The 21,184-nt window shown below is 65.0% G+C and carries 17 protein-coding genes; 8 read left to right on the forward strand and 9 right to left on the reverse strand.

The genetic code is table 11. The annotated features are described in order from the left end of the window. Nucleotides 1-2: 2 nt before the first annotated feature. The 3 genes from ARC39_RS19335 to ARC39_RS19345 all read right to left on the reverse strand — a co-directional run bounded on the left by ARC39_RS19335 (nt 3) and on the right by ARC39_RS19345 (nt 2,871). Nucleotides 3-608, reverse strand: coding sequence for a GNAT family N-acetyltransferase (locus ARC39_RS19335; RefSeq protein ID WP_068116652.1), 606 nt, complete (start codon nt 606-608; stop codon nt 3-5). Then, a complete protein-coding gene (locus tag ARC39_RS19340; RefSeq protein WP_068116654.1) occupies nt 605-2,428 on the reverse strand; it encodes a M3 family oligoendopeptidase in 1,824 nt (607 codons plus the stop codon). Before ARC39_RS19340 ends, ARC39_RS19335 begins: the two co-directional genes overlap by 4 nt. Before the next feature lie 146 nt (nt 2,429-2,574). Beyond that, nucleotides 2,575-2,871, reverse strand: coding sequence for a hypothetical protein (locus tag ARC39_RS19345; protein WP_068116656.1), 297 nt, complete (start codon nt 2,869-2,871; stop codon nt 2,575-2,577). A gap of 137 nt (nt 2,872-3,008) precedes the next feature. On the opposite strand from ARC39_RS19345, the gene ARC39_RS19350 reads away from it, so the two are divergent. After that, nucleotides 3,009-3,893 (forward strand): LysR substrate-binding domain-containing protein, encoded by an 885-nt coding sequence (locus tag ARC39_RS19350; RefSeq protein ID WP_068116658.1) that lies wholly within the window; start codon nt 3,009-3,011, stop codon nt 3,891-3,893. Nucleotides 3,894-4,199: 306 nt separating this feature from the next. Further along, entirely contained in the window at nt 4,200-5,909 is a 1,710-nt protein-coding gene (locus tag ARC39_RS19355) for a sulfatase-like hydrolase/transferase (protein WP_068116660.1), read from the forward strand. 247 nt (nt 5,910-6,156) lie between these two features. On the opposite strand, the gene ARC39_RS19360 is transcribed toward ARC39_RS19355, so the two are convergent. The 3 genes from ARC39_RS19360 to ARC39_RS19370 form a co-directional block, all read right to left on the reverse strand. Then, nucleotides 6,157-6,750, reverse strand: a complete 594-nt coding sequence (locus ARC39_RS19360) for a DUF924 family protein (protein ID WP_068116661.1) — start codon at nt 6,748-6,750, stop codon at nt 6,157-6,159. Between the two features lie 45 nt (nt 6,751-6,795). After that, nucleotides 6,796-8,079: an MFS transporter gene (locus ARC39_RS19365; protein ID WP_068116747.1), complete on the reverse strand. Its 1,284-nt coding sequence runs from the start codon at nt 8,077-8,079 to the stop codon at nt 6,796-6,798. Nucleotides 8,080-8,169: 90 nt separating this feature from the next. Beyond that, nucleotides 8,170-9,450, reverse strand: a complete 1,281-nt coding sequence (locus tag ARC39_RS19370; protein ID WP_068116663.1) for a type 2 periplasmic-binding domain-containing protein — start codon at nt 9,448-9,450, stop codon at nt 8,170-8,172. A 273-nt stretch (nt 9,451-9,723) separates the two neighbouring features. Between ARC39_RS19370 and ARC39_RS19375 the strand changes: the two genes are divergently transcribed. Then, on the forward strand, nt 9,724-10,236 hold the full coding sequence (locus ARC39_RS19375; RefSeq protein ID WP_068116665.1) for a GNAT family N-acetyltransferase: 513 nt from the start codon (nt 9,724-9,726) through the stop codon (nt 10,234-10,236). Nucleotides 10,237-10,581: 345 nt separating this feature from the next. Here the strand turns inward: ARC39_RS19375 and queA are convergent, their stop codons facing one another. Continuing rightward, entirely contained in the window at nt 10,582-11,628 is a 1,047-nt protein-coding gene (gene queA / locus ARC39_RS19380; protein WP_068116667.1) for a tRNA preQ1(34) S-adenosylmethionine ribosyltransferase-isomerase QueA, read from the reverse strand. Nucleotides 11,629-11,630: 2 nt separating this feature from the next. Beyond that, complete coding sequence (locus tag ARC39_RS19385) at nt 11,631-15,098, reverse strand: AsmA-like C-terminal region-containing protein (RefSeq protein WP_068116669.1); 3,468 nt, start codon at nt 15,096-15,098, stop codon at nt 11,631-11,633. A gap of 97 nt (nt 15,099-15,195) precedes the next feature. Between ARC39_RS19385 and ARC39_RS19390 the strand changes: the two genes are divergently transcribed. The 5 genes from ARC39_RS19390 to ARC39_RS19410 all read left to right on the forward strand — a co-directional run bounded on the left by ARC39_RS19390 (nt 15,196) and on the right by ARC39_RS19410 (nt 20,240). Continuing rightward, on the forward strand, nt 15,196-15,657 hold the full coding sequence (locus ARC39_RS19390; protein WP_068116671.1) for a peroxiredoxin: 462 nt from the start codon (nt 15,196-15,198) through the stop codon (nt 15,655-15,657). A gap of 141 nt (nt 15,658-15,798) precedes the next feature. Beyond that, nucleotides 15,799-16,599 carry a ferritin-like domain-containing protein gene (locus ARC39_RS19395; RefSeq protein WP_068116749.1) on the forward strand — a complete coding sequence of 267 codons (801 nt, stop codon included), beginning with the start codon at nt 15,799-15,801 and terminating at the stop codon, nt 16,597-16,599. 206 nt (nt 16,600-16,805) lie between these two features. Then, nucleotides 16,806-18,125 (forward strand): M23 family metallopeptidase, encoded by a 1,320-nt coding sequence (locus ARC39_RS19400; RefSeq protein WP_068116672.1) that lies wholly within the window; start codon nt 16,806-16,808, stop codon nt 18,123-18,125. Beyond that, nucleotides 18,115-18,618 carry a bactofilin family protein gene (locus ARC39_RS19405; RefSeq protein WP_068116673.1) on the forward strand — a complete coding sequence of 168 codons (504 nt, stop codon included), beginning with the start codon at nt 18,115-18,117 and terminating at the stop codon, nt 18,616-18,618. Before ARC39_RS19400 ends, ARC39_RS19405 begins: the two co-directional genes overlap by 11 nt. Nucleotides 18,619-18,827: 209 nt before the next feature. Beyond that, nucleotides 18,828-20,240, forward strand: a complete 1,413-nt coding sequence (locus tag ARC39_RS19410) for an alanine/glycine:cation symporter family protein (RefSeq protein WP_068116675.1) — start codon at nt 18,828-18,830, stop codon at nt 20,238-20,240. Between the two features lie 60 nt (nt 20,241-20,300). Here ARC39_RS19410 and ARC39_RS19415 read toward each other — a convergent pair whose 3' ends face one another. Continuing rightward, the gene (locus ARC39_RS19415; RefSeq protein ID WP_068116677.1) at nt 20,301-21,098 is read right to left on the reverse strand and encodes a DUF2189 domain-containing protein; all 798 of its coding nucleotides are present in this window, start codon (nt 21,096-21,098) and stop codon (nt 20,301-20,303) included. Nucleotides 21,099-21,184: the final 86 nt, after the last annotated feature.

Genomic DNA, 21,184 nt, shown 5'->3' on the forward strand with positions numbered 1-21,184 from the left:
CATCAGGCGCGTTCCTTGATCAGCAACAGCCACTCGCCGCTCGCCTCGGTGGCGTCATCGTTCACCATCGGTCGGCGGGCCCGTTCGCGGTATCCGGTGCTCGTGTAGAGTTGGACGGCGTTGCGGTTGCTTTCCGACACGATGAGACTGGTCTCGCGCAAGCCGAGCGCCTGCGTGATTTCCTCCGCCGCGCGCAGCAGCACGCGCGCATAACCTTGACGTCGGGCATCCGGCAACACGGCCAGAATGTTGATGTACCATGACCCCGGCGCATGGTTTTCCAGTTCAACCAGCGGCCGGAACAGCGCGGCCACGCCGCCGGGATCTTCCGGCTCGTGACCGATCGGGTTTCCGATGAGGCACGCCACGGCCCCGTGCCCGGGGTCAAGCATCACCACGGTTTGCCCATTCGCGACACGCTCGATCTGCCGGCGCCGGCCGACCGCCCACGGGTCCTCGCCCTCGGCCGCCATATCGCGCCACACGCGCAGCGCGAGACCGTCGCTCGCCATCTCGTTGAGCCGTGCCGCGACCGCGGCATCGTCATTGCGGAAGGGCCGCAGCGGGGGCGCCAGGTCAATGGGGATTGACGCCTCGGCGTGGCTCATCCCTCCATCGCCTCCAGTTCGTCGATCATTCCGGAGATCATGCTCAGGCCCTTGTCCCAGAAGGCAGGGTCCGTTGCGTCCAGTCCGAAGGGCGCCAGCAGTTCGGTGTGATGTTTCGATCCGCCCGCCTTGAGCATCTCGAAATACTTCTCCTGGAAGCCCGAGTCGCCCTCCTCGTAAACCGCATAGAGCGCGTTCACGAGCCCGTCACCGAAGGCATAGGCATAGACGTAGAAGGGCGAGTGGATAAAATGCGGGATGTAGGACCAGAAGGTGTCGTAGCCGTCCATGAAGCTGAAGGCCGGCCCGAGGCTTTCACCCTGCACCGACATCCAGAGGCGGTTGATATCCTCCGGCGTCAACTCGCCATGGGCCCGCGCCTCGTGCAGCTTGCACTCGAAATCGTAGAAGGCGATCTGCCGGACGACGGTGTTGATCATGTCCTCCACCTTGCCGGCGAGCAACACCTTCCGCTGTGCCTGGCCGGACGCCTGGTCCAGCAGCCTGCGGAACGTCAGCATCTCTCCGAAAACGCTCGCTGTCTCGGCCAGCGTCAGCGGCGTCGCGGCAAGCAGCTCCCCCTGCCCCGCGGCCAGCACCTGGTGGACGCCATGGCCCAGCTCATGCGCGAGCGTCATCACGTCCCGCGGCTTGCCGAGGTAATTGAGCATCACGTAGGGATGAACGTCGACCACGGTCGGATGGGCGAAGGCGCCCGGCGCCTTGCCCGGCTTCACGCCGGCGTCGATCCATCCCTTCGAAAAGAACGGTTCGGCAATCTCCGCCATGCGGGGGCTGAACCCCGAGTAGGCGTCCAGCACGGTGTCCTTGGCCTCCTGCCAGCCGACGATCCGGTTGTCTTCCATCGGCAGCGGCGCGTTACGATCCCAGACTTCCAGCGCGTTGAGCCCGAGCCACTTGCGCTTGAGGTCATAGTACCGGTGGCTGAGGCGCGGATAGGCGGCAACCACGGCGTCGCGCAGGGCCTCCACCACCTCCGGCTCAACCTGGTTGGACAGGTGGCGCCCGGTCTGCGGCGTGGGCATGCCGCGCCAGCGGTCCTCGATTTCCTTCTCTTTCGCCAGCGTGTTGTGGATCCGCGCAAAGAGCTTGATGTGCTCGCCGAACACGCGGGCCAGTTCGCGGGCAGCGGCCTCGCGCAGCTCGCGATCCTGCTCGGTAAGGAAGTTGAGCGTCGATTCGAGGTTGCGGGTCTCCCCTTGCACCTCGAATTCCAGCCCCGCCATCGTCTCGTCGAAGAGCCGGTTCCACGCGGCCGCCCCCACCGTGGACTGGTCGTGCAGGAACTTTTCCAACTCGTCGGAGAGCTGGTAGGGCTTCATCGCGCGCAACTTGTCGAAGATCGGCTTGAACCGCGAAAGCTCCTCGCTTTCGTTCAGCAGGGCGTCAAGCGCGTCATCCTCGATCCGGTTGATCTCGAGCGTGAAGAACACCAGCGGCGTGGTGAAGTTCGTGATCTTCTCCTGGCAGTTTCCGAGAAACTGCGCCCGCCCCGCATCGGACGTGTTCTGGTAGTAGCGAAGGCCCGCGAAGGACATGATCCGCCCGGCGACCACGTCTATCTTCTCGTAGCGCAGAACGCAGTCGAGCATTTCCCGGGAGTTGAGGCTCGCCAGCTTGCCCTCGTAATCCTCGGCAAAGCTGAGGCACGCCTGTTCCAGCCAATCCATATCCCGTTTGAGCTCCACGGCATCCGGGGCGCTGTAGAGATCAGTCAGATCCCACTCCGGAAGATCGCTGAAGGCGCCATCGGCGGCTACGTCGATGTCTCGGACCGGGGTCGGAAGAATTGGCAACATGGGCGGAACCTCTCTGTCTGGTGGTGTCCAGATAATCCCGCAATGCCACGTTCTTCAACCGTCACCGCCCCCGGTCCACTGCCTTTGGCGCGTTTGCCCGTACCGTCGCCGCGGATTCCCGTTCCGCGGATCGCCGCGAGCCTGCGTCAACGCGGCTGGCCGGCCTGTTCGCGCCGCTTGCGCAGTTGCGCCATCATCTGCAATTCAAGCGCCGCGTTCTGCGAGAGCGGAAGGCCGGCCGCGGCCTCCACCTCCCGGCGGCTGACGCCGATGTCGTCGAGCATCTTGTCGTCGAAATCCAACAGCCTCAGGAACTTGCGCCGTCTGCGAATACGCTGGAACCGGGCGCGCAACCAGCCTCCCACGGCGCTGGAGGCGCGGTGCGGATACAGCACGGATGCATGGCGGATCGGGGCAGCGGCGTCATCGTGAATTACACTCATCGCGGTTTCCTTTCGACCGTGTGATTGGGTGTCCTGTCGTCTTCGGGGATGACTCTCGCCGCATTCTATGCTTCAATCAAACGAAACAAACTGACGGCAACCGTCAGTTATTTTGATGATAGGAGCATCTCGCCCGTATGAACATCGCCCGCACGCCGCAGATCCCGTTGATTGACCTGGATCTTCTCAGAACGCTCGACGCCATCGCGGAGAGCGGCTCCTTCGCAGGCGCCGCGACGATCGTGCACCGCTCGCCGTCGGCGATTTCCATGCAGGTGCGTCGGCTCGAAGAGATCATCGGCCGCCCGGTGTTCCTGCGCGACAGTCGGTCGGTGACGCTCACGCCGGACGGGGAGTTTCTCCTGTCCCATGCCAGGCGCATGCTGGCGCAGAACCGCGAGGCGATGGCGCGTTTCGCCTCGCCGGAATTGCGCGGAACCGTGCGGCTCGGGGCGCCGGACGACGCCGTGGAACGCTTTCTGCCGCCAATGCTCCGGCGATTTGCCGAATCCCACCCCGGCGTGGTGGTGGATGTGACGGTCGAGGATTCGGTCGGCCTGCGCGGGATGCTGCGGGCCGGCGCCATTGATATCGCGCTCGTGACAAGTTCCTGCGAGACGACCGGCAGCGGCGTGGCCGAACCGCTGATGCGCGAGCAGCTGGTCTGGGCGAGCTGCCGCGGTGGCACGGCCGCCAGCCGCTCGCCGCTCCCCGTCTCCGTCTGGGAAGAAGGCTGCGCCTGGCGGAATTCCGGTCTCTCGGCGCTCGACAAGTCCGGGCGTCCTTGGCGGATCGCCCTTCAGAGCGCCCATATCGCCGGCCAGCGCGCGGCAATTCTGGCCGACCTCGCCGTGGCCCCCATCCCGGCGGCGGCGCTGGGCGGCGATGTGGTCGAAGCGCCCGAGGAACATGGATTGCCACCGCTGCCAAGCTACACGCTGGGGCTTCTGATCCATCCGGACGCAAAGGCCCATGTGCGCGCGGCAGCCGATCACCTCCGCGCCAGCTTCGCCGCCTGCTGAGCCGCCCGGCAGCGGGGGCAAACCCTCACCGGCGAAACCGACCCCCGGCCGTCACAGCCACTCCTGGCGAAAGAGCGCACCGTCGCGCGTTTGCAACGCGGCGACTGGCAGTGACGACCCCATGCATTCTGAATGCTGCGGGCGGAAAAACGGGCGGAATGCCGACTGTGAGGACATCCGACGTGATTTGTCGGATGTCCGGGCCGAGACCATTCGATGGTTCCCCCACGTAAAGTTTTCTTGGTTTCTCGGCCTGCGGCTGTCACGAATAGTCGGATTGTGACAGCCTGCTAGGAGATCAGATCTATGGTGCGAAGTGTACTGACAGCTGCGTTGGCGCTCAGTTTTGGCGCTGCGGTTGCGCAAGAAAGTCCGATCATTCACGACGCCGAGTTCTTTGTTCTGAGTGCACAAAACGGCGATCGATGGGCGTCCGAAGACGTAGATGTTCAAAACCGACTGGCCGAACTCAGAGAAGAACATGGGCGGCCACCCAATATCGTCTACATTCTGTGGGACGATCAGCCCTTTGGCATTGTTGGCTTTCCGGGAATTCAGCAAACGCTCGGGTTTGAAACACCCAACCTGAACCAGATGGCCGCCGATGGCATCAATTTCACGCGAATGTACTCCGAGCCATCATGTACACCGACGCGGGCTGCATTCCTAACGGGGCGCCATCCGGTTCGACACGGCATGGGCGTGGTGGGCATGCCTCACGAATACGCCGGTCTTCGCGGCGACGAAGTCACGCTCGCAGAGGTGCTTTCAGAAGCCGGATATGCCACCGCCCACTATGGAAAGGGTCACCTCGGGGACATCGAGGAGAGCTACCTGCATAACCAGGGGTTCGATGAAGCACTCTTCACGCCAATGAACCAAATCACATCACTCTATGACACTCTTGGATCAGCGGCGAATGCGACACTTGGGTTTCCGGATATTGGTCCGGAAGACCCATACAAGCTAGACGATCCCGGCCTGCTTCCCGAAGGCTGGGTCCAAACCATCGACGGCCGCAAAGGTGAACTCGGACAAGAATGGGGTCTGCCCAACAACGAGTGGTACTCCAAGGTCGATCCGGAAAGCGAAGTGCGAATGATGAACTTCATCCGGACGAATGCCGAAGCCGGGAAGCCATTCTATGTCCAGTACTGGCCCAACTGGTTGAACTTCCTCCAACCCGACATCGAGAGAAACACGCTCAACGGAGGAAAAGTTGCAGAAGCCTACCACCGGCTAGACATGTTCGTAGGCGAGGTCATGGACGAACTTGAAACTCTCGGGATTGCAGAAAACACGATCTTTGTTGCGATGGCCGACAATGGTCCGATGGTCCACAACCCACCCCCGGGGTGGGGCATGACCCAGATCATGTTTTCAGGAGGAAAGGGTGATTTCACAGAAGGTGGTGTTCGTGTTCCGGCCTTTGCGTGGTGGCCCGGAACCATCGAAAGCGGGCAACTCGTGGGCGACATCATCCACGTGACCGACCTTTTCACCACCTTCGCGTCTCTCGCCGGTGCATCGGATTTCATCCCGCGTGACAGGGTGATCGACGGGATCAACCAATCCTCACTTTTGTTGAACGGCGATACGCATTCCCGTCGCGACTACGTCCACATCTATCAGGGGCATACGCTCGCTGCGACTGTGAAGGGACGCTACAAGCAACACTGGATTTCGCCGGACCCCGGCGCCGCCTCAGGTATCGGCGCATCATACTACGATCTCTATCAGGACCCCCACGAGGAGAACCCTCATCTGGTTCCCCTGATTCATACCCTTGGCCAATTCAAGATGATGCGGATGCGGCATGAACTCCTGAAGGAGAAGTACCCCGACAAGCCGAATGCTCGGGGCATTCCACTGACAGGTCTTTCCAATGCTCGTCCGGAGACACTGGCCATCGCGGATCGGCTTGAGCAGAACCTGCAAGGACTGCCGGTGTCAGTTCAGGAGTTCGTTCAGCGTCAGCCTAGCTTCGAAATCATGGATTTCGATTGGGGTGAATAACAGACCTGGGCCCGTGGCAATGCCGGACCTTCCTTCGGCAAGGTGGGCATTGCCGCTCGGGCGCTTACCCCTAACGGGACCCTGGCCAATTCCCCCTTTCTGACGGCAACGCGCAGGCAGCGGTCGGTCGCATGGAATGGACGAACGGCACCAGCGTTCCCCCGCCAGCCTGCACGGCCAAGACATCCGCCGCGGCGGATTTGCCGGAAGCGGCCGTCTCGGCCCGGTCTGAGCGGGGCCTGCGCCCCTACTCGGCGGGTTTCTCCGCGTTCAGCGCGGCGAGGATGCCGCCGTACCCCTCGTTCTCGAGGAACTCCGCCTCGGACGGCAGGGTCATGCGGCCAAGCGCGGCGTTGCGGTAGGGAAAGCGGCCGAACCGGCGGATGATCTCCCGGTGCGCGCGCGCGTGGTCCAGGTTGTTCGCGCCGGTCTCCGGCATCCGCTCGACCATGAGCCGCACGCAGCGATCCTGGTCGCCGAGGTTCTCCGAATGCATCAGGGGCAGGTAGAAGAACTGCCGCTGCGGTTCGGCAACGGCCATGTCCCACCGGCGGTCGATCGCCATCTTGGCTGCCGTGCGCGCCAGGACGTCGGTATCGAACGCACGCGCCTCGCCACGGAACATGTTGCGCGAGAACTGATCGGTGAGGATCAGGAAGCCGAACGTCCCCTCGGCGTCGCAACACCACCCGTGCAGGTCGCCGGCATGGGCGAGTTCCCAGGCCGCTCCGAAACGCTCGCGGATATCGGCGTCCAGCGCGTCGGATGCCTTGTACCACCCCTGCGGCCCGACCTCGTCGACCCAGTAGCGTTCGATTTCCTGTGGTGTCACATCCACCATCTGATTTCCTTTCGTCCGTTCGGACGGGTATCGAATGCGAACGGCTCAGCCCGCCTGTCCCGCCTCTTCCTGAACCGCCTCCGCATCGGCTTCCTGCGCGGCCTCGATGAACATCTCCTGCGCGACCTCCACCGCGACGGGCGATGCCGTTGGCAGTACCGGAGCATAACTCACAGTTTCGTCCACCGGAACAGCCTCGCTCTGTGTCATCCGCCAGAATGCGTAAGCGGCCAGAGCCGCACATAGGATGCTCAGGAACAGAAAGAAACCCTGTGGCCCCGCAATCGACATCATCCCGCCAGTGATCAGCGGGCCGGCAACCGCCCCGACCCCGTTGACGAAGATCAGGCCGCCCGAGGCGCCGGCCATCTCGTCGTACTCCAGATGGTCGTTCACATAGGCCAGCAGCAGCGCGTAGAGCGGGCTCGATGTGCCGCCGATGAAAAACGCCGCCACCAGAAGGGTCACGTATTTCTGCCCCATGACCATCGCGAGCAACGACGCGACAGCTCCAACGGCCGCCAGCGCGAGTATGAGCAACCTGCGGTCCATCCGGTCGGAGAGCCATCCGATGGGATATTGCATCACCATGCCGCCGATATAAATCGTTGCAATGAAAGCGGAAATCTGTGCGACGGCAAGGCCGGCCTGCGTCGCGAAAACCGACGCCATCCCGTAGAGCGCCGAAAACACGCCGCCCAGCAGGAAGAGGCCCACGCAGCCAAGTTGCGATGTCTTCCAGAGTTGCCGCAGGCTCATCGGCTTGGCCGTCTCGAATGCGGGCGTCGGCTGCACCGCCAGCAGGATCGGCGCGAAGGAGACCGACACCAGAACGGACGGGATGATGAAGAGCACGAAGCCCGAGGGGTCGCCCAGCAGCAGCAATCCCTGCGCCGAGACCATACCCGCCATCTGCACGATGACGTAGAGCGAGAGCGCCTGTCCACGGCGGTCATTCGTCACCGCATCGTTCAGCCAGCTTTCGGCGGTCACGTAAACGGCGGACAGGCAGAATCCCATCAGCACACGGCCAATCGTCCAGGCCAGGGGCTGCGCCAGCAGCGGGTAGAGAATGAGGATCGCGGACACCAGCGAGCCGAGCGCGGCGAAGACCCGGATGTGCCCGACCCGCCGGATCAGCTCCGGCGCCATGCGCGAGCCCCCGAGAAAACCCGCGAAATACGCGGACATGACAATGGACATCTCGAAGGTCGAGAAGCCCTCGATACTGCCGCGGATACCCAGCAGCGTGCCCTGCACGCCATTGCCGACCATCAACAGGAGCATTCCGAACAAAAGGGCCCAGGAGGCCGAGATCACTTGGAACATGAGACGCATTCCCTCTTTCGCGCGGCCGCTCTAGACCAGTCTTCGCGACAGCGCCATGTCCGGTTGCGACATTCGGAATCCGTGAACGACCTATGGGTCGGATGCGGAGAGATGGTCGCGGCGCTCGGCTAGCTGGCGCCGCACCAGATCGACATGCAGCCGCGCATGATAAGCGCCGACGCGGAACGCCGGCGGCAGGCGCATCGCCGCCAACCGATGGTCGAGCGCATCCAGCCGCCCGTCGAGCGAGCGCAGATCATCGAGGGTTTCGGCCTGCGCGAGATCGGTCTCGATTGCGCCGATGGCCCGGTAGTGCTGCCAGACCCTGCGTCGCATCGTCCAACGGTAGACCGCCGGAAGAGACCGGATCAGCGGAACGACGACGAAGAGAAGCGGCAGCAGAATGAGCATCACCCTCCGTACCTGGGCGGCGATCCAGTACGGCAGCCAGTCGTGAAAGAAGCTTTGACCTTCGGTCAGCAACTTCTGCGCCGCCGCGTCGACGGGCATGTCGGCTCCCTCCGGCGTCGGGTATTGGCCCTGACGCGCGAAAACGCTCTGCTCGCCATGGATCTCGCGGGCGGCAAGCACCATCCGGTCGACAACCGCCGGATGAAGGTCCGTCGTGCCCGCGAGTCGTGCCAGCAGGACAACCGTGGAGAGCGGCACCTCCGGCACCACGGGGTCGAGTGAAACCGCGCCGGCCGGGGCGGTCAGCACCCGGCTGTGCGGCATTCTCTGGGCGATTGCGTCGGCATAGGACAGCACCAGCAGGTCGGTCGTCGGCGATTGAATGAGCGGCACCAGATAGGGCGCGTGGATGGGCGCCACGAACAACGCGACATCTATTTCGCCGGCCAGAAGCGCCTCCGCCGCCGCCTGCCCCCCGAGGTCCGACAACCGGTTGACCGGTTCGCCGATTTCCAGCGTCGTCAACAGCCGGTCGAGCGCCAGCTGCGTCCCCGATCCCGGGCCGCCCCGCGCGACGACGAGCCCCCGCCAGAGTGCCGGATTGGCCGGGATCGGCCGGTCCGCGCGGGCAAACGCCAGGATCGGCTCCACGAAGACCGTGCCGAGCGCCACCACGCCGGTGTCCCGCTGCGGTTCGATCCCGCCCTGCACGAGGCCGACGTCGACGGCCCGGTCGGCAAGGAGCGCGACATTTTCCACCGACCCTGCGGTCTCAACGATATCGACGATGATGCCGTCGCGGGCGAGGATCTCGCGGTAACGCTCGGCAATCTCCCAATACCCGCCGTCGCGCTCGCCTGCGGCGAAGGACAGTCGGTCCGGAGGCGGAAGATCCCGCAGCAGGTAGAGCGAGTACAGGACGGCCGCGACGATGGCGGTCAGCACGAGGATCAATCGCATCGGCCTCTCCGGGGCAGCGGGGAAAGGGAGTGCGGAAACCGCAGGAATCCCCCGACAGTGCCACAGCCGGCCCGATCGCGGAAGAATCCGTTTGACGGCTTGGCGGAATTGGCGCAGGAGAGGCGTATGACACGCCCTGCCGCCACCCGATTTTATTGGTCCCGTTCCACATAGGAGCGGCCGCAGGGGGCATACCCTTACGCACGAGGCCGCCACGAGCGGCCTTTTTCATCTCTCGCGTCTCGTGGTGGCAAACATCCCGGAGACAGAAAGATGGATGCAGAAGAAAAACCAGCCGAGTTGAAAGCGGTGTCGATCCGGCGCGCGGTGCGCGGCGACATCCCATGTCTTGTGGACATGGTATCGGCCCTGGCCGCGTATCACGGTGACCTTGCGACGGTCTCGCCGCAATCGCTGGAACGGGACATCTTCGGCCCCGGCGCCTGCGCCCGCGCGCTGCTGGCCGAACGCGACGGCGCGGCGGTCGGATACGTGGCGCTGGCCTGTTACCCGGCCCTCCACTTCGGCCGCAGGGTAATGGAGATGCACCATCTCTACGTGGCGCCCGCGCAGCGCGGCCGCGGCGTGGGGCGCCACCTCGTTGCCGCCGCCGTCGAGGAAGCCCGGCGCGAGAATTGCGGCCGGATCACCGTCAGCACCGATCCCGACAATGCGCGGGCGCAGGAGATTTACGGCTCCATGGGGTTCGCGCCGCAATCGCCGGGCGGCCCGCGTTTCCGGCTGGAATTGCCGGAGACGGGCGCGCTGCCCGCCGGCTGGGTCTAGCGCACGTCGCGCAGAAGCGGGCACCGGTTTTGCGCGCCTCGTAGGTGCGCGTTTGAACGGTCAGAATTTGTCGCGCGCATGCAAGTGGACGCGGCAGACTTTGGCCAGCGACGCCACCGGATCGAACGACGCGCACCACGCCCGCGCACGCCCCCCGGGGCCAGTGGTGCGCGGCATGTCACGCTCTGTCCTTGGCGCCCTTGAACGACTTCCCGGAGGGCGCCAAGGGATTAAGAATTCGTGAATCCGCGCCGGTAACCCATTGATTTAACTAGGTCTGGAAGATGTCCCATCGTGAGACACCAAGGCGCGAGCGAGCGGACGGAGCGCCGGGCCGGCCCACCCTCACGGCAGCAGCAGCGAGGCATCTCCATAGGAGAAGAAGCGGTACCGCTCCGCGATGGCATGGTCGTAGACCTCCATCATGCGGCCCCGCCCCATCAACGCCGAGACCAGCATCATCAGCGTCGACTTCGGCAGGTGAAAGTTCGTCATCAGCCCGTCCGTGACCCGAAACCGGTAGCCCGGCCGGATGAAGATATCGGTCTCCCCGCGCCAGGGCGCGATACCACCGTCACCGGCCGCGGATTCGATCAGCCGGCAAGCGGTGGTGCCCACCGGCAGGATGCGCCCCCCGGCCGCCCGCGTGGCGTTTATCTCGTCGGCCGCCGTTTCGGTCACCTCGCCCCATTCGGCGTGCATCTTGTGGTGGCTGACGTCGTCGACCTTGACTGGGAGGAAGGTGCCCGCGCCCACATGCAGCGTCACTTCCGAGATCGCGACCCCCATCGCGACGATCCGCTCCAGCAGGGCGGCATCGAAATGCAGGCTCGCCGTGGGCGCCGCCACCGCGCCGGAGTGGCGCGCGAAAACGGTCTGGTAATCGACCCGGTCGCGGTCGTCGGCTTGTCGTCGGGCGGCGATATAGGGCGGCAACGGCATCGCGCCCGCGCCGTCGAGCGCCCGGTCGAAATCCTCGCCCTCGCACGAGAACGCCAGCGTGAGCTGGCCGTCGGCGCGCCCCAGAACACGGGCGGAGAAGCCCGGCGCGAACTGGATCTCCTCGCCGTCGCGCACCTTCTTGGCGGGTTTGGCAAGGGCCGCCCAGGTGCCGTCTCCGCGCGGATCGAGCAGCGTGACCTCGATCCGCGCTTCCGTGGGGCCTTCGGCACCGGCACGGCGGCGCAGTCCGGTCAGCCGAGCCGGAATGACTCGGGTATTGTTCAGCACCAGCCGGTCGCCCGGACGCAGGAAATCCGGCAGGTCGAAAACGTGGGAATCGGTCAGGCTACCCGGCCGAGCGACGAGCAGCCGCGCCGCGGTTCGCGGGCTGGCAGGCCGGGTCGCTATGAGCGCCTCGGGCAGGTCGAAATCGAAATCCGAGAGCCGCATCCTCAGCCCTCGCTCCCCGCCTGCCCATCGGACCGCGCCCTTGGTTGCGGAGGCGCCGCGCGGAATATCTCCCGAAACATGCCCGGCGTGAGCATCGAGAGCGGGTTCACATCCACCGACGGATCGGATGCAGGCCCGCGCATCCGGTAGGTCACGCCAAACAGGCCCTCGCCCTTCCGGGTGAAGATGGATCCAATGGAATTGACCATGTAGATCGGGGAGAACACGCCCTGCATGTCCAGTCTGCCGGTGCCCATATCGAAGATGCCTTCCATGGTGATGCCGAGCGATGGCCCGACGCCGGAGGAGCGTGTGACCTGCAGGTAGCGCGGCGTCAAGCGGAAGGCGGCCTCGACATCGCTGAAAACAATGCCGGAGCCGTTCAATTCATCGAGCAGCCCAACCACGGAAATCGCGTTGGCCAGCGACACGAGCCCGGTCACGCCGCGGACACGCAGGTTCTCGACTTTCAGCTGGCCGTCATATTCGCCGTCTTCGGCACGCGGCTGAAGGGTCAGTGTCATGCTGCCGCCAGCCGCCTGCTCCAGGATTCCGGCCGACCGGAACACCGCGCCCGCGTCTTGCGACGTCACGCGGATCGCCGACTTTCCATGTTGCCCCTTCGACAAGGCCACGGAAACCGGCGCCTGGCCGTTGAGATTGCCCGCGAACGTGCCGGATACGCCGCTGCCGGGCGGCACATCGCCTCGAAACGGCGCGATGAACAGATCGTCGTCAATCTGCAGCCTGTCGAGCGCGAGGGTAACGGGCGGGTCCGCGGCACTGCCGCCGGAACCGGAGGCGCCAGACCGCCTGCGCAGGTCGACTCGCCCGCCGACAATGGAAATCACCGGTGCATTCCCGGTGCCACGACCGATGAGCGTCACTGGTGCATCGAGCCATTCGCCGAGTTGTACACGGTCGAAACGGGCCGCGCCGAGCCCGCCGTCGGGGGACATGTCGATCCGGCCTTCCGCGGCGAGACCCGCGGCAGCAAACCTGAGCGCCGTGACCGCAGGTGTGTCGCCGAGATAGCCGGAAACCTGCAGTTCGCCCGTGCCGTCGACGGCCTTCGACCAGCCGAGCGACGGAATCGACAACCCCACGCCTTCCAGCGCCGATGTAAGCGCAAAGACCGGCGGCGCGCCTTTCGGAAGGTCGAGCCGGAAATTTGCCGGGCCCGCGCCGGTCACGCTGCCCTCCGGCAGCCCGATGCCGAAGGTCGAGACAAAGGTCTCTCCGATGTCGATCGCGCCTTCCACCGAGGGCTGATGATCGGCGGCCGCAGCTCCGAGCGGCAGGCTGAAAGCGGCTTCGAGCGGCACCTCGTCGAGCGTGCCCGCGCCGGAAATCCTGAGCCCGTCGGGCCGGGCCTGCAGGTCGAGCATTTCGGCCCCCAGCCGCCGCCCGGGCACGACCTCTTCCGACACGACGTTGGTCAGCGCACCGGCGACGTCAAACTCGACCTCGTCCGCCGAGATACGCCGCCGCATGGGAAAGGCGATGCGCCCGTCCAATCGGGCGTGCCCGTCGGCCAGGTTCACCGGTTTTCCGGCCCGCTGAAGGAAGCGGAACGGCGGCTGATCAAGCAACGACAGGGCGGCTGTCGTGCTGGACGTGGAGTGCCACAGGATTTCTCCGATGCGCGGCGCCGTCGCCATGTCGTCAATGGTGAATACCGATCCGGCAACGTCGATCTCTCCGCCCTCTGGCGGCTGAATGCGGCCCGCATCGAGCGAAAGCGAGAATGTGTCCCGGCCGACATACCCGTAGCCGGCAGCATCTTGGATTGGCGGCAGGCTTTGCATCGGACGCAATTTCGCGTCGCGAAACTCGAACGTTAGCGCCACGTCGGGACGTTGCCCCTGATCGAACCGCACGCCGGCGCTCGCGTCGAACACCTGCCCGTCCAGCAGGTTCCGTTCGATCCAGTCGCGCGTGCGCGGGACGAGTGGCAGCGGCCAGAGCGCCATCATCGGCGCAACCCCGATCTCGTCGAGCCCCATATCAAGGGCCACGTGCCACCCTTGCCCGTCGGCCGTGATCCGGCCGGACGCATGCAGTCTTGAGTCCGCTGCCGTTTCGCCCCCGTCCGGATCGGTCGTTGTCAGGACGAGTTGACCAATCCGGGCGACGAACGGGTCGATCTCAACTTTCAGGTCGAGGATCCCCTCGTCGAAGGTCGCCGGGCCCGGCAAGAGACCGGGGGGATCGAGCCGAAGTTCGGAGAAGCGAAACTGCCCGACCAGCGCTGTCGGCCAGCCGCTGTCCAGCCCTTCCAGATAGGCGTGTCCGCTGGCCGATACCGTCCCGTCGGGCGCGTGGACCTGGAGTTGCTCGAAACTCAGCCGGGCCTCCTCCGGACGGTACCCGAAATAGGCGCGCGCGCCGTCGAAATGGATCGGGCGGGCGGCCCGCTCCGGCTGGAACGCCCCCGGGCCTATCTCCAGCGTGCCGTTCAGGGTTTCCATCTCGCCCGTCTCGCTCAACCCGGCGATGATCGCGCCGGACACGCGCGCATCGAGCGGGCGCAGCCAGGCGACCGCGGGATTCTGTGCCGCGATGTCGGCGGCGGCCACGCCGTCGACAAGGGCGGAGAACTCGGCCCGCGACCCCGTTTTGCCGAGCGACAGGCGCAGGGCGACCTTTGCCGCGGTTTCTGGCTCCGCCGCGGAACCCGCGCCATTCGCCGTGTCGGCTTCTGCGGCCGCCGGCGCCTCTTCCGCTGCGGCGGACGGCAGCTTCAGATCGACCGAGGCGGACAGGGCGTCCGCATCCTGCGCAATCACCAGCCGGCCATCCTCCACCCGCCACAGGCGCCCGGCACGCCGGTCGTCGAAGTGAACGTCCAGACCGGTCACTTCGATCCGATGGATCGGCTCCATGCCCGGCAGGGCAAAAACCCGCTGGACCGCGGCAATCGCTTCCTCGACCGATCCGAGCTTGGCCGGTGCCACGTCGCGACCGAAGCCGAGATCCAGCGTCCCGTCGGTCTTGCGCAATAGCCGGACAGCCGCGCCGTCGAGATGCAACGCCTTGGGCTGGATCTTCCGGCTGAACAAGGCGCTCTTGTCCAGCGAGACACCGAGACTGGGAACCGTCACGAGTTCGGCGCCGCTTGGCGCCGCGACCCGCACATCGCGAAACGCAACCTCCGGCAGACGCCGATGGGCGAGTTGCACCGTAACCTGCCCGACCTCGACCTGTCCTCCGCCGAGCCCCTGCGAGAGGATCCGCCCCGCCTCGTCGGCCACCCAATCCGGCGCCGGCAGATCGCGCCCCGCCATCAGCGCGCCCGCGAGCAGCAGCGCGATGCCCAGCACCAGCGCCAGGTCGAAGATGACGAAAACGCCCCAGAGCAACGCGCGCCGCTTCCGGCGACGCGACCGCGGCCGCTTTGCGCGACCTTCATCATCCGCCGCAACCGAGGCGTCCAAGCGATCCTGTTTGCTGTCGTTTTCGTCGGTCACATCGTTCCCGCCGGGAAGCCCTCCCCCAGTCTCTTTATCTTCGCGGCTGACGCACTAGAACGAAAGTAGCCGTCCAGCCTCAAGGGATAACAGTAACATGATCGACATCGACGCCCCTGCCCCCGATTTTACCCTGCCACGCGACGGTGGCGGGGAGATCACGCTTTCCACCCTGCAGCCCAAACCCGTCGTGCTCTATTTCTACCCCCGCGACGACACCTCGGGTTGCACCAAGCAGGCGCTCGCCTTCACCGAGGCTCTTGAGGACTTCGAGGCAGCCGGCGCCGTGGTGCTCGGGGTCTCCAAAGACACCGTCGCCAAACACGACAAGTTCCGCGACAAACACGGGCTGGGCGTTACCCTGCTGTCGGATGCCGAGAGCGACGTCTGCGAACGCTACGGCGTCTTCAAGGAAAAGAAGATGTACGGAAAGACCTTCATGGGCATCGAACGCACAACGGTACTCATCGACGGCGCAGGCACAATCCGGCAGATCTGGCGCAAGGTGAAGGTGCCCGGACACGCGGACGCCGTATTGGAAGCCGTTCGCGCGCTCTGATCGGTTGCCGCCGTTCCCCACGTCTGCAAATACGTCGGCGCGGCATCGGGTTGCACGCTCGCAGCCACCCGCCGCGACGGCGCAGAAGGCCGAACGGAGGGACGGTGAAACATGGATGACATCGAGAAGAACCTTGCCGCCATGGCCTGCGAGGTTCTCACCACGTCGGATGGGCGCGAAAAGGCGGCCCTCGCCCGTCGTCACGCCGCGACCTGGCGCGCGGCACGCGCTGCCGAACAGCCGATGCAGGTCGGCACGGCGGCACCGCCGCTGCGCCCCGCCCGGCCTGCCAAGCCCGATCTGCTCGATCCGCGCGACGTTCCGCGCCGGCGGCCCGGCTCGCCGCAGGGACGGATCGCCATCCTCCACGCCGTCGCCCACATCGAACTGAACGCGGTCGATCTTCACTGGGATATCATCGCGCGCTTCGGTCACGTGCCGATGCCCATGGGTTTCTATGACGACTGGGTGAAGTCCGCGGATGAAGAGGCCAAGCATTTCAACCTGATATGCGACTGCCTTGAAGCGAACGGCAGCCACTACGGCGCCCTGCCCGCACATGCAGGCATGTGGCGCGCGGCCGAGGACACTGCGGAGGATCTCATGGGGCGGCTGGCGGTGGTACCGATGGTGCTGGAGGCACGCGGGCTCGACGTGACCCCGGGCATGATCGACATTTTCCGCAAGGCTGGGGACGCGCAAACCGTTGCGGCGCTGGAGGTCATTTACGCCGAAGAGGTGCATCACGTGGCCTATGGATCGAAATGGTTCCACTTCCTGTGCGGTCGCGAGGACCGCGACCCGGTGGAGGTCTTTCACGCCCTCGTGCGACGGTATTTCCACGGCCCGCTGAAACCACCCTTCAACGAGGAAAAACGCGCCGAAGCCGGCCTTCCGCCGGATTTCTACTGGCCGCTTGCCGACGAGGCGGCCCGCACATAGGGGCGCGGCAAGCTGTCGCACCCCCGCGTCCATACCGAATCAGATCGGCGGTTTCTTGCCGGTTTCATGGGGACTTCCACGCCGTTTCGGGACGAAAACCCAAACTTGTTGCGCCTCACGCAGCAGACCCGTAAGTCATTTTCAACCGGCGGCCGAGGGGATGCGCTTGCCGGACAAGAACGCGACACGACGACGGGGACGGGTATTTGCGCACGCGAACGAACGACCGCATTCACAATCTCTTTGAACGATTGTTCCCAGAGCAACGGCTCTTTCTCCGCTCCGATACCAGCACACGTTTCATTCGGCTGCGCCCCGGCACCCAGGCACTCGTCGTCTTCGGCGCGGCGGCCACTGTCGCCTGGGCGATTGTGGCCTCCTCCGTGTTGCTGATGGATTCGATTGGCGCGGGAAATGTCCGCGAGCAGGCTGGGCGCGACAGGGCTCTCTACGAGGATCGGCTGAACGAATTGTCGGAAGCCCGCGACTCCGCCGAAGCGGAGGCGCTGGCCGCGCACGAACGGTTCAATGCCGCGCTTGACCAGGTCTCCTCGATGCAGTCGAAGCTGCTGGCCTCGGAGACGCGCCGGCACGAGTTGGAAACCGGGATCGGAGTCGTTCAGGCCGCCCTTCGGCGCACGATGAACGAGCGCGACGATGCCCGGTCGGAACAGCAGGACATGTTGGCGCAGATCGAAGGCGACGCGACAGGCGACATGCCAAATTCGTCGCTCCCCGAAGTGGATGCGACGCTCGCCTTTCTGAACGACGCGCTGGAACGCACGGCGGCCGAGCGGGACGACATGGCCCGCGAAGCGGCCCTCGCATTCGAGGAGGCAGAGGCGGCCAGCTACGAGCGCGACCTGATCCTGGACCGCAACGACAAGATATTCACGCAGCTCGAAGAGGCGCTGACCGTGTCCGTGGAGCCGCTCGAGGCGATGTTCACCAAGGCCGGTCTGCCACCGGAAAAGCTCTTGAGCGCCGTCAAGAAGGGCTACTCCGGCCAGGGCGGCCCGCTGATGCCGATCTCCTTCTCCACCAAGGGCATGCCGCCCTCGGCCGACGAGGCGCGCGCCAACACGCTCCTGAAGGGGCTCGACCGGATGAACCTCTATCGCATCGCCGCGGAAAAGGCTCCGTTCGGCATGCCGCTGAAGGACTCGTTCCGCTTCACCAGCGGGTTCGGCCCGCGGTGGGGCCGGATGCACAACGGTACCGACTTCGCCGCCGGCCACGGCACACCGATCTACGCAACCGCGGATGGGGTCGTCACCACCGCCGGGTGGCATTCCGGCTTCGGGCGCATGGTCAAGATCCGCCACGAATTCGGACTGGAGACATGGTACGGCCACATGTCCAGGTTGCGCGTGAAAGAGGGTCAAAGGGTCTCGAAAGGCCAGAGGATCGGTGATATGGGCAATACCGGACGGTCGACCGGCACGCACCTTCACTACGAGGTGCACGTGAACGGAAAGCCCGTGAACCCTATGAACTTTATCAAGGCAGCCAAAGATGTTTTCTAAGAGCCGAATCAACGAGCCCGGCCCTGCGAAGGACACCGAAACCTCGAAGGGCACGGAGCCCGCGAAAAAGCCGGGCGGCCTGCCCCCTATGGACGCGCCGGCGACGGCTCCGAAGGCGAAGCCGCCGGCGTCCGTGCTGTCCTCCGACCTGACGATCACCGGCAATCTCAAGACGACGGGCGATATCCAGGTGGAAGGCACCGTCGAGGGCGACATCCGGGCACATCTGTTGACCATCGGCGAGAACGCCACGATCCGCGGCGAGTGCATCGCCGACGACGTGGTGATCAACGGCCGCATCGTCGGGCGTGTGCGCGGGCTGAAGGTCCGTCTGACGGCCACCGCGAAGGTGGAAGGCGATATCATCCACAAGACCATCGCAATCGAAAGCGGCGCCCATTTCGAGGGCTCCGTGCAGCGCCAGGACGATCCGCTCAATGCCGGCGGCCAGCGCGCGGCATCGGCGAAGGCCACGGCGACGTCCGAGGGCTGATCGCACCAGTTCCGGAGAAATCGAAAACGGGCGTGGCCACGGGCCTGCCCGTTTTTTCTTGCCCGGTTCGCCCCAGCATTGATCGAACGTCTCGCGACGTTGCCCACTCCGAACGCAAGTTCGGACGTGCTCCCCGCTGCGGGAAACACAGACGTTGACGGATTTGCGCGCGGTCCGCACGCTGGACGCAGGCCAATGGAGTCTGCGACATGAATTTCTTGATCGATTTTCTCAACACGATCTTCTGGGGATACGTCCTGATATATGGCCTTCTGGCCGTCGGGATCTACTTCACCTACCGGCTGGGGTTTCTCCAGTTCCTGCACTTCCGCGAGATGATACGCTGCGTGACGGGCTCGTCCGAACAGACGAAAAACGGCATCACGCCACTGCAGGCGCTGACGGTGTCGCTGGCATCGCGGGTGGGAACAGGCAACCTCGCCGGCGTCGCGGTTGCGCTCTACCTCGGCGGGCCGGGCGCAATTTTCTGGATGTGGATGGTCGCGCTCGTCGGCATGGCGACGGCTTATGCCGAAAGCACCCTTGCACAGCTCTACAAGACCAAGGGGCCATACGGGCTCTATCGCGGCGGACCCGCGTTCTACATCTCCCGCGGGCTCGGCGCGCCCTGGGCAGGCGCGGTATTCGCCATCTGTCTGCTCATCTCCTTCGGGCTCGTGTTCAACGCCGTTCAGGCGAATTCGATTGCCAGCGCGCTCAACGAGGCCGGCTCGATCCCGCCCCTCGTCACCGGCATCGTCATCGCGGGGCTGGCCGGCGTCGTGATCTTCGGCGGTGTGAAGAAAATCGCCTCGGTCGCCGAGATCGTCGTGCCCTTCATGGCAGGGATCTACCTGCTGCTGGCAATCATCATCCTGCTGCTCAACATCACGGCCGTCCCGGGCGTGCTGGCCAGTATCGTCGGCAGTGCCTTCGGCTTCTCGGAGGCGGCAGGCGGCGTGACCGGGGGCGTGATGGCGGCAATGCTGAACGGTATCAAGCGCGGCCTCTTCTCCAACGAGGCCGGCATGGGGTCGGCGCCCAATATCGCCGCCGTCGCGGTTCCGGAACCGCATCACCCCTCCAGCCAGGGCTTCGTTCAGGCGCTCGGCGTCTTCATCGACACGCTCCTCGTCTGTACCGCAACCGCCACCATCATCCTGCTCTCCGGCGTGCTGGAACCGGGCAGCGAGGTGACCGGCATGGCCCTGACGCAACGGGCAATGGAAGCGCATATCGGCGCGGCCGGCCCCTATTTCATCGCACTGGCGATCATCTTCTTCGCCTTCACGTCAATCATCGGGAACTACTCCTATGCCGAAAACGCGATGATCTTCCTCGGGCTCGGCAGCAAGACATGGCTGACCGCGATCCGCGTGGCGGTGCTGCTGATGGTCGTCTGGGGGTCTCTGCAGAGCGTCAGCACCGTGTTCAATGCCGCCGACGCCTCCATGGGGCTGATGGCCACGATCAACCTCGTTGCCATCCTGATGCTGTCCGGCATCGTCGTGCGCCTGACGAAGGACTACCTGGGCCAGCGCAAGACCGGCGCGGTGCCACGCTTCCACCTGTCCGAACACGAGGATATCGGCAAAGGCATCGACGGGGAAATCTGGCGGTGAGCGCAACCGGAACGCCGGCCCGTCGGGCCGGTGCCCCGGCCGGGCCGTGAAACGCGCCGCTCAGGCCGCGGGTGCCGGCGCGCCGGGGTGAATCAACGCGCGCCGGTAGAGGTGCCAGGTCGCATGGCCCAGCACCGGCAGAACAACGAGCAGCCCGAGGAACAACGGGAGCATCGCCAGCACCACCAGCACGGCAATGAGGATCGCCCAAAGGAGCATGATGCCGACGTTTTCGCGCACCGCCTCGAAGCTCAGCAGCATCGCCGTCATGAAATCGATCTCCTTGTCCACCAGAAGCGGCAGCGAAAACACCACCAGCGCGAACAGGATGAAGCCGAGTACGGCGCCGACGGCCAGTTCCACGGCAATCATCGTCAAGCCGTTGGGCGTGAGAAACGCCTCCAGCGACGAGGTGACATTCGTCATCACCGACAGGCCCATGAACAGCGCAAAGATCATATGCGCCAGAAAGGTATAGAACAGGAAGTAGATCACGATGATCGCGCCGATCCACGGGATCTGCCGGTCCTTCTCCCGCCAGATCACCCCGAAGATCTGATACAGATCGAGCGGCCTGCCCTCCTCGATCCGCCGACTGGTCTCGTAGAGCCCGACCGCGGCAAAGGGGGCGATCAGCGGAAAGCCGAGCGCGAGTATGACCGTCTGCGAAACGAACCCGCCGGAGACGAAGGCCAGGATGAGCCCGCCCAGAACGTATACCGCCGAAAACACGAGGCCGAACCCCGGCGCCCGTCGGAAATCTTTCCAGCCCATCGAAAGGGCATGTCTGAGGTCGCTGCGGTCCAGGATCGCGATGTCCGGGCGCGGCGATGCCTCAGGCACCACGCTGTCTGTCATGAATTCTCCTCCCGCCGTGGAGCATGGCCGGGGAGGCCCGCGCAAATCAAGGGTCAGCTTACGCGACGTTCCTCGACCGGATCAGC

This window comes from Tropicimonas marinistellae, from assembly GCF_001509585.1.
Taxonomy (GTDB): Bacteria; Pseudomonadota; Alphaproteobacteria; order Rhodobacterales; family Rhodobacteraceae; genus Tropicimonas; species Tropicimonas marinistellae.

Excerpts from the sequence above, each read along its gene's own strand:
- ARC39_RS19395 (WP_068116749.1), top strand. The coding sequence starts at position 15,799 with ATGGCCTGCGAGGTTCTCACCACGTCGGATGGGCGCGAAAAGGCGGCC.
- ARC39_RS19345 (WP_068116656.1), bottom strand. The coding sequence starts at position 2,871 with ATGAGTGTAATTCACGATGACGCCGCTGCCCCGATCCGCCATGCATCC.
- ARC39_RS19335 (WP_068116652.1), bottom strand. The coding sequence starts at position 608 with ATGAGCCACGCCGAGGCGTCAATCCCCATTGACCTGGCGCCCCCGCTG.
- ARC39_RS19415 (WP_068116677.1), bottom strand. The coding sequence starts at position 21,098 with ATGACAGACAGCGTGGTGCCTGAGGCATCGCCGCGCCCGGACATCGCG.
- queA (WP_068116667.1), bottom strand. The coding sequence starts at position 11,628 with ATGCGGCTCTCGGATTTCGATTTCGACCTGCCCGAGGCGCTCATAGCG.
- ARC39_RS19370 (WP_068116663.1), bottom strand. The coding sequence starts at position 9,450 with ATGCGATTGATCCTCGTGCTGACCGCCATCGTCGCGGCCGTCCTGTAC.
- ARC39_RS19405 (WP_068116673.1), top strand. The coding sequence starts at position 18,115 with ATGTTTTCTAAGAGCCGAATCAACGAGCCCGGCCCTGCGAAGGACACC.
- ARC39_RS19340 (WP_068116654.1), bottom strand. The coding sequence starts at position 2,428 with ATGTTGCCAATTCTTCCGACCCCGGTCCGAGACATCGACGTAGCCGCC.
- ARC39_RS19360 (WP_068116661.1), bottom strand. The coding sequence starts at position 6,750 with ATGGTGGATGTGACACCACAGGAAATCGAACGCTACTGGGTCGACGAG.
- ARC39_RS19365 (WP_068116747.1), bottom strand. The coding sequence starts at position 8,079 with ATGTTCCAAGTGATCTCGGCCTCCTGGGCCCTTTTGTTCGGAATGCTC.
- ARC39_RS19390 (WP_068116671.1), top strand. The coding sequence starts at position 15,196 with ATGATCGACATCGACGCCCCTGCCCCCGATTTTACCCTGCCACGCGAC.
- ARC39_RS19350 (WP_068116658.1), top strand. The coding sequence starts at position 3,009 with ATGAACATCGCCCGCACGCCGCAGATCCCGTTGATTGACCTGGATCTT.
- ARC39_RS19355 (WP_068116660.1), top strand. The coding sequence starts at position 4,200 with ATGGTGCGAAGTGTACTGACAGCTGCGTTGGCGCTCAGTTTTGGCGCT.
- ARC39_RS19410 (WP_068116675.1), top strand. The coding sequence starts at position 18,828 with ATGAATTTCTTGATCGATTTTCTCAACACGATCTTCTGGGGATACGTC.
- ARC39_RS19375 (WP_068116665.1), top strand. The coding sequence starts at position 9,724 with ATGGATGCAGAAGAAAAACCAGCCGAGTTGAAAGCGGTGTCGATCCGG.